The organism is Candidatus Similichlamydia epinepheli (assembly GCF_003056015.1).
In genome coordinates this window covers 1-8,547 of the sequence record NZ_PPEU01000032.1, presented here as the reverse complement: position 1 = coordinate 8,547, position 8,547 = coordinate 1, and the positions used below count along the sequence as shown (strand labels likewise).

Below are 8,547 nucleotides of genomic sequence, written 5' to 3'. Positions count from 1 at the left end.
GCGTGGACTGGAAACAGTGAATATTCGCTTCTTTTTTCATTTTTTGGCTTGGGAGATCTTTACTGGACAATCTCTCGAATTTGCATAAAACAACATCTACCGCGTGTCATTGAATCTCATCTAACTTGGTTATCGGTTTATTTTCTTCTTTCGTTTTTTTTAAAATTAAATAGCGGGCCTATTTTCCCATATATCTCTTTCCTGCAATTGCTATTCATAGTCTTTGACACTTGCCTCTTCATGCATACTGACCTAACTTCAACTCTGACACATCAACAAGATATCGATCATTTGTGGGCTGAAATAAAAGTTATTCGAAACGGAATCCACGATCTTATTGACATTCCTATTGATACTCTTGTTGGAGGAGAGTTCGCACTTGTTCAGATAGGAGATCTCTTTCCTACAGACGGTACGATTACATCCGGAGCTACACTGGTTGACGATTCTTGGCTTGATGGCAAAACCCAATCTGCCCCTAAGTATGAAGGAGATCAAATCCTTGCAGGAAGTCGAAATTTAACTGCGTCAGTTCTAATGTTAACGACTTGTTCAAGAAAAAATTCTTTGTTTAACAAAATTCATGAAAACTTACTTTCCAAGCAGACACACATTAAAACACAACGTGAATTCACCATTCCAGTTCTTCCATTTATGACATTCATCATCTTGAGCCAAATATTGGATCAATTTCTGAGAGGTCATTCTGTTTTTACATTTTCTACCGTTCAACTCTCATTGGAACGCATCACGTATGGATTCCCTTTCCTAGGTTTCATAGCAATTGCTTTAGCAGATTCTCTTACAAGAAGAAAGATCTTAGAAGAACACCCAGAGATTCACATTTCTCAACTTTCATGCTTTTCTAATTGTATTAGAAAAGTCTTCTTCAAAAAAGAATTTCTAACTCGTAGACGGGCTCTTTTAAGCGATATTATTACATTGCCTTCAGCAATTTCGATTGAGCTTACGTTTCATTCTTCTTTTTCAAAAGGAGCAGTTCTCCTAATAGCTTCAAGCATTCAACGACACGTCAATCCTGAACTTGCTCAAGCTTTATTTGATGTCTACATACCGCATTCCACACAGAAAAAACCAAAAGAAGCCATTGAAGTTGTTTCATCTATGCTCTCTTTTTCTACAATTGATCATGGGCAAGGAATAGAGACATGTTTCCGAGGCTCAAAAATCTTGATGGGCAATCCTGGATGGATCTCTCAAAGAGGGAAAGTTGATCTATCTACTATTCGCGAATGGATCGATACATCTCTCATTAAGGGAGAGCACGTTGAAGTGATGTCTCTAGAGGGTGCAGTGATTGCTGCGTTTGCTTTTACAGAACAGTGCCTTCCCAATGTGTGTTCCATACTTGACTCAATAAAACAAGCGAATTGTGAACCAGTACTTTGTGTCGATCAAGTTAAAGGACCTTTTGCCGAAGAGCTTCGACTTCTTTTCAATCTAGATGTTATTCAATCTGAAGATCTTCCTGAAATTATTTCTAAATTAGGGAAAAAAGCTGCTTGTATTGAGAGGCCTTCTTCCGATAAGAAAGAACTGTACTCTTCATGCATTGAAATTGGAACACTAAAAGAAAGAACAAGTTATTATTTTCCAATTCAAATTGTTCCTCAAAAGGAAGAACATGTAGGCATCGCGATTTGCTTAATCAACAAATACGTTCACACTCGAGATTTGAATATATTCTTCTCGCATGTATGTGGAATTCTTTCTAGCTATATCCCATATTTTTTGCCGATAACGTCAAGAGAACGTTTTTTTATTTTATTTCAGTTATTAGGCGTTATGTTGATTGGAATCAATTCCAAATACACTTCTCGATCACGTTTTTAAAAAAGCCAATCAGATCCATTCTCTACTTGAATAAGGTAACATTTTCATGAATCAAACGAGCCCTTTTCGACTTGCTCACATCTCTGATCTACATTTTTTTACTCCAGAGCTGAACTTTGGACTATTTACATCCAATAAATGTCGAAGCCTATTCGCTCAACTATACCTACTATTTTCTTTCTCATCTCGCAGGCAATTCAAAGGAAATGTTGAATCTCTTCTTCTATTTCTACAAAATCAAAAAGAGTCGATAGACTGTCTAGTAATCTCTGGAGATCTAACAACCAAAGGATCAAAAAAAGAATGCCAACTAGCTATGGAGTGGCTCGAACAGCTAAATCACATTCCTAAGCTTATACTTCCAGGCAATCACGATGTATTCCAGAAACGAAAAGGACGAAACTCATTCATACGACTTTTAGAGCTCAATGCGTTCGATTTTTCCGTAGAGAACTTTTTAGATAAAGGACTTACCCTAGTTAACTTTCGAAATGGATGGTGTGGAATATGCCTTGATTTGACTAATCCAAAAATAGGACACGCTCAAGGAATTTTCTCTGAAACGTTAGAAAGAAATTTGGAAATAATCCTCCAAGAAGTAAACCAACCCTGTGTAGTAATGGGGCACTTTCCTCTGGCTAATATAAGGAGTCAATGGAGGGTTCTTCTTAGGAACGAATCATTACGCAACTGTCTTTTGCGTTCTCCTTATGTAAAACTGTATCTACACGGTCACACTCATGAACTTCATCATCGAATTTGGAAAAATAGTGAACGAGAGCTAATTTCATTCGACAGTGGTTCTTCATTATTAGGTTACAACCCTACCTGGTGTATGCACGAACTCTTTCAAGACATCTTGACATCATGCTGGTATCAGCTAGAAAACGAATCCCCAATCAAATTAGGTTCCTTTACAAAAAGATTATAATCCCACTAACACACTGATGCAAACTTGAGTTTTTAGTCGAAATCAGGTAAACTTGCAATCCCACGACGGTTGGGTTTGTCTTGTGGTGCGATTGGGAGGCCGAGAGCAGATGTCTCTGGATAAAAGAACAAAAGACGAAATTTTGAAGCGGTTTCAGCTCCACGAAAAAGATACAGGGTCGGCTGATGTGCAGATCGCTATTCTCAGCGAAAAGATAGCTGAAATGTCTGAACATTGCAAAAAAAACACTAAGGACCGCAGTGCTAGACTTGCACTTCTTAAGCTTGTTGCAGCGCGGCGTCGTCTTCTTGAGTATCTAAACTCTACTGATACGAAAAGGTACCGTTCTCTTATTTCACGACTGAACCTTCGCCGGTGATTGGTCGATCTTGACGGTAGTTAAGAAAAGAGGAGCGCCTTTTTTGTTTCTTTTTTCTGCTCGTTCCCTAGAGTCCGCCCTATTTCGTTTTGATCATATCTCTACAGAGAGTTTTCATGTCTAAAAAACAAGTACGGTTTGAAATCTATGGGAAAGAGATTTCTTTTGAAACTGGTGAAATTGCTAGGCAATCTGGCGGAGCTGTATTGGCTCGTTGTGGCGAGACAGTTGTTTTTTCTTCTATTTGCCAGTCTAGATCTCCACAAGTTGGAGCATGTTTTTGTCCTTTAAGGGTTGATTATCAAGAAAAGTTCTCTTCTATCGGCAAAACCGTTGGAGGATTTATCAAGAGGGAAGGTCGTCCGTCTGAAAAGGAAGTTCTGATTGCCCGCTTAATTGACCGTTCACTTAGACCGACCTTTTTAAAAGGTTTTTCCTATGAGGTGCAGAGTCTCTCGATGGTCTGGTCGTATGATCGTTCTAATTTGCCTGACACGCTTGCTATATGTGCAAGTAGTGCTGCTTTAGCGATTTCTTCTATTCCGGTACAAACTTATGTTGGAGCTGTAAAAATCTGCTTAACGGTTGATCATCGTTTAGTTGTTAATCCTTCTGCTTCTGAGTTGAATCAATCTTTATTTGACGTTACATTTTCTGGGACTCCATATGGCCTTACAATGGTAGAGGGGCATGGGGATCCTGTTTCTGAATCTCTCCTATTAGAAGCTGCTGAACTTGCTACGAAGTCGATTGAGTCTATCTGTCATGCGATTGAAGAGCTTAGAGAAGTTGGTAAGGAGAAGTTACCTTTCTCATATGAAATAGATAAGGAAATTGAAGAGAAGATTCGTTCCGAATGGGGAGAAAAGATACATAGTACGATTCGATTAAAAGACAAAATTATTCGTCAGGAAGCTCTTCACCAGTTAAGGCATGACATTTCCGTTGACCTTCCTGAAGATAAGATTGTCTCTTTCTCACACAGTCTTGATCATATTCTACGTGATGAATTGAAAACCTCTATTTCTCAGCATGGCACACGTTTAGACGGTCGCAAGACTGAAGAGATTCGTCCCATTCAAGTTCATTTAGGTTATCTTCCTTGCGTGCATGGATCAGCTATTTTCACTCGTGGTGAGACTCAATCAGTTGCTGTCTGTACATTAGGTAGTGAACAAATGTCCCAACGTTTTGAGACTTTGGATGGAGAGGGTTCTCAACGTTTTTACTTACATTATTTCTTTCCAAACTTCTGTGTTGGAGAAGTTGGTAAAGTTGGAAGCCCTGGACGTCGTGAATTAGGGCATGGCAAACTTGCCGAGCGAGCTCTTAGCGCAGTTCTGCCTGACAAAGCTATTTTTCCATATGTGATTAGAGTTGAGTCAACGATTACAGAATCTAGTGGTTCAAGCTCCATGGCCTCAGTGTGTGGTGGTTGTCTAGCGTTAATTGATGCGGGGGTTCCTATTCAAGAGCCTGTAGCAGGCATAGCCATGGGCCTTCTTTTATCCCCTGAAACATCTGAAGCTGAAGCTATTCTCAGTGACATATCTGAGCTAGAAGACATGCTTGGTGATATGGATTTCAAGTTAGCTGGCACGTCTAAAGGGTTTACAGCTTTACAAATGGACGTGAAGGTACGTGGGATTCCGGTTTCGGTTTTGCAAAAAGCAATTGCTCAAGCTGGCAGAGGAGTTCTTTCTATTCTTGATAAGATGGCCAAACAATGTCCGAAAGAAAAAAGAGAGCTTCCGGATCATGTTCCTCGTATAGAAACTGTCAAAGTCCCTCTAAACAAAATTGCAACTCTGATAGGAGCTAATGGACGAACGATTCGTTCGATCTGTGAGCAGAGTCAAGCTGACCTCAATATAGAAGATGGGACTGGAATCGTTTACATTTCCGCTCCATACAAAGAATCGATTATCAAAGCTAAAAAGATGATTGAAGAGTTGACTGTCGATGTAGAAATCGGAAAGGTCTACCACGGAAAAATAAAATCGATAGCAGTCTTCGGTCTTTTCATTGAGATTATGCCGGGCAAAGAAGGCTTATGCCACGTCTCTGAAATGATTTCGACCGGCTCCAACCTACTTCAATCGTATAAAGTAGGCGACAAAATTGACGTCAAAGTTCTCGAAATCAATACCAAAGGTCAAATCAGACTTACCCAGCGTCTTCAATCAAGGTAAAAGTAGAGGATGTTATTTCCTCTACTTTTTTCCTTCCTGATCAGGTGGATTGTTTTCTTCCTGAGGAGGTTGGGACGAATCTTGTTCAGAAGATTTACCGTCAGCTGTTGGGACTTTGATTGGAGTTAATGTTTCAACAGATTTACGTTTCTTGTCTGCATCAAATGTCCCTAAAATCACTTCTTCTAGCTCATGACTGTCCAAAGTCTCAAATTCGATTAAGAGATCTGAAAGGTTCTGAAGGAGTTCTTTTTTCTCACTGAGAATCTTTTCTGAGGTCTTCTTGGCCTCTGTAAGTATTGCCAATACTTCCCCATCAATTTCGCGAAGAGTCTCATCTGAACGCACTGAATATGAAAGCCCACTCGCTCCAGACCTATCTGATTTATCATCAAGAGTGACCGGACCAAAACGATCAGACATTCCCCACTCACATACCATGCGACGAGCAATCTCCGTGGCACGCTCAATATCGTTTTGAGCCCCGCTTGATATGTCTCCAATCAAAATCTCTTCCGCACAACGTCCCCCAAAAAGCATCGCAAGGATATGACCTAATTCATCTCTTTTGTAACCTGTACGATTCTTCGTTGGGAGAGTGTAAGTTGCACCTAAAGCCAAGCCTCTAGGGATAATTGTAATCTTCTCTACTGGATCACAATGACTAAGAGACTTGCCAACTATGGCATGCCCAGCTTCGTGAACAGCAGTAGTCCAGCGAGCCTCTTGATCAAGCTCAAAACTCTTTCTTTCCTTCCCAAAAAAGACCTTGTCCCGAGCCTCTCTAGCATCACAATCCTCAACAATATCCGATGAACGATGTACAGCAAGAAGAGCCGCTTCATTCAAAACATTCTCCAAGTCAGCACCAGAAGCTCCAGGAGTTGAACGAGCAATTTTCATTAAATCGACATTGGGAGAAATCTTAATCTTTTTAGCGTGAAGTTGAAGAATCTCGTGACGACCACGGATGTCAGGCAAGTCAATAACTACTCTACGATCAAACCTACCAGGACGAAGAAGAGCTTTATCCAAGACGTCAGGCCGGTTAGTTGCAGCCATGAGAATAATGCCCTCATTGCTCTCAAAACCGTCCATCTCAACAAGAAGCTGATTTAATGTTTGCTCTCTCTCGTCATTACCACCACCGATACCAACTCCTCGGTGACGACCAACAGCATCAATCTCATCCATGAAAACAATACACGGAGCATGTCTTCTAGCCTGATCAAAGGTGTCCCTCACTCGACTAGCTCCTACCCCAACAAACATTTCCACGAAGTCAGATCCCGACATAGAGAAAAAAGGCCTATCAGCTTCACCAGCAACAGCTTTAGCAATTAAAGTCTTCCCAGTTCCAGGAGGCCCAACGCAAAGAATACCTTTTGGAATGCGAGCTCCAATAGCAAGAAAAGGTTGAGGATTCTTTAGAAAAGAGACAATCTCTTGTAGTTCAGCTTTAGCTTCTTCTACGCCAGCCACATCTTGAAAAGTAATCTTAGAAGTGCCCTTCTGCATAAGACGAGCAGGTGAACGTCCAAACGTAATTGCTCCTCCACTCATCCCTTTCAATTGCTTAGAGAAAGAAATAACCAAGAAAATCAACATGATGAGAAATGGAAAGAAAGTCATCACGTAATTTAAATAGTTCGGAGAAAGCTCTTGACTTCGGAACGTGGTTTCTAAAACACGATTCCTAACCTGGTCAGGAAGCTTGAAAGAATGACCTTTGTTAGAAGGGAATTGATCCCAAACTTGCAAAGCTTGCGCAAACCACAAACTAAACTGGTCAGGATCTTGCTCAGATAATTCACGACTAGATAAAACAGCATCTTCAAAAAACCAGATAGAACCCTCTTCCTGTTGAAGAGCAACCTCCAGCTGAACCTGTAAGGGAATTAGTTTTTGACTAATTTCGATTAAACTGTCTAAAGATTCGTAGTAGTCACGAATCGAACGAACCTTTGCTTCCTTGTTCCAACCAACAGGGTCTTCCAATCCGTGCGTCACAATGGATAAATGATCAAACACAGAACGGAGAGCGTGTACATGCTCTTGAATGCCACGATAATTTGCAGCCTCCTCTAAGAGAGATGATGCCGCGCGCAAGTGAGCCTTCAAAGATTCGGAGGCAATCCCAAGAACAGGAGATTGCAATTCCTCGTAAAATTCCTGTAAAAGATGCCGAGCTGCAGGAACATCTGATAAACGTGGAGAAGAAATAAACGCTCCAAAACGCTCCACAACTTGATCAAAAGAAAGAAACTGATGAAAAGGTTTTTGATCGCAAATTATTCCACTAACTACTTCTGGAAATTCATGAGAAGGCGGAACAAGAACTATCCTGCCCCTCTGAGGATTTGCAAAACGAATAGAAACAAAGTAGTTCCAAGCAAGAATAGACGACTCTCTAGCTTCTTTCAATTTAGCAAAAAGACGCTTCTTCCTTTCACTTAACTGAAAATGCTCATTCAAAAGATTCAAAAATTGAAACTTTTTTTCCGCTCTATCAGGCAACTCATCTCGACAACGTCCATGTAACGTTACAAGACCATGATTGAGGGCAACCTTTCTAGACTCCTCTGGATGAATCAACTCAAGATTCACTAGGTGTTCCAATTGATGAGGGAAGGAGAATTGAGCATAAGAAAGAGTGAAAAATCCTTGTAAAAAGGACATGCCAACCAGAGCCAATGCAATAAGAATGAAAAACCCACTCGGGATCCGTTTCTTCACTTGTTCATCCCTCCCTCAGCTAAAAACAGAGCAAAATAACGAAAGAAAACCATCACGCAAACGGATCAATCATACAACAGATAGCTTTAAACTTCTCCAAAGAGTAGAGGGATGAAGAACGATAAACTTAAATAAAGAACAATGTAAAAAAATTATTACCCCTCGCAACTGTATGGAGTATATGTTTCTGATGTGATAGGTGAATCCAATTTAATTGCAGCATTTTGTTGAACGAGAGGCTGATTTCTTGTTCCAATTGAGTAAATAGAATCATAAACAGGGAAAAGACCAATCAAAGAAACGGAAAAAAGAGGCGCGAGAAGTGCAACATAAGACAGGCCAAAAGCTTGGAAAATTGCTCCTCTCGCCTGCAAAATGAGAGCAGACGTAGACGAGACCAAACCAAGACTCATCATGAAAATAGAAAGTCATCACGTAATTTAAATAGTTCGGAG

General features: G+C 40.4%; 6 protein-coding genes. 4 read left to right on the top strand and 2 right to left on the bottom strand.

Features of this window, described 5'->3' with window-relative positions:
- The 4 genes from GCCT14_RS02725 to pnp all read left to right on the top strand — a co-directional run.
- Window positions 1-1,854: P-type ATPase actuator domain-containing protein (locus GCCT14_RS02725; protein ID WP_157952525.1), on the top strand; the 1,854-nt coding region annotated here is incomplete at its 5' end.
- A gap of 46 nt (window positions 1,855-1,900) precedes the next feature.
- On the top strand, window positions 1,901-2,785 hold the full coding sequence (locus GCCT14_RS02720; RefSeq protein ID WP_108624138.1) for a metallophosphoesterase family protein: 885 nt from the start codon (window positions 1,901-1,903) through the stop codon (window positions 2,783-2,785).
- A 109-nt stretch (window positions 2,786-2,894) separates the two neighbouring features.
- On the top strand, window positions 2,895-3,164 hold the full coding sequence (gene rpsO, locus GCCT14_RS02715; protein WP_108623939.1) for a 30S ribosomal protein S15: 270 nt from the start codon (window positions 2,895-2,897) through the stop codon (window positions 3,162-3,164).
- Window positions 3,165-3,280: 116 nt separating this feature from the next.
- Entirely contained in the window at window positions 3,281-5,356 is a 2,076-nt protein-coding gene (pnp, locus tag GCCT14_RS02710) for a polyribonucleotide nucleotidyltransferase (protein WP_108624137.1), read from the top strand.
- A 21-nt stretch (window positions 5,357-5,377) separates the two neighbouring features.
- Here pnp and ftsH read toward each other — a convergent pair whose 3' ends face one another.
- Entirely contained in the window at window positions 5,378-8,035 is a 2,658-nt protein-coding gene (gene ftsH / locus GCCT14_RS02705; RefSeq protein ID WP_478209986.1) for an ATP-dependent zinc metalloprotease FtsH, read from the bottom strand.
- 212 nt (window positions 8,036-8,247) lie between these two features.
- Entirely contained in the window at window positions 8,248-8,493 is a 246-nt protein-coding gene (locus GCCT14_RS02700) for a hypothetical protein (protein ID WP_157952524.1), read from the bottom strand.
- Window positions 8,494-8,547 lie beyond the last annotated feature (54 nt).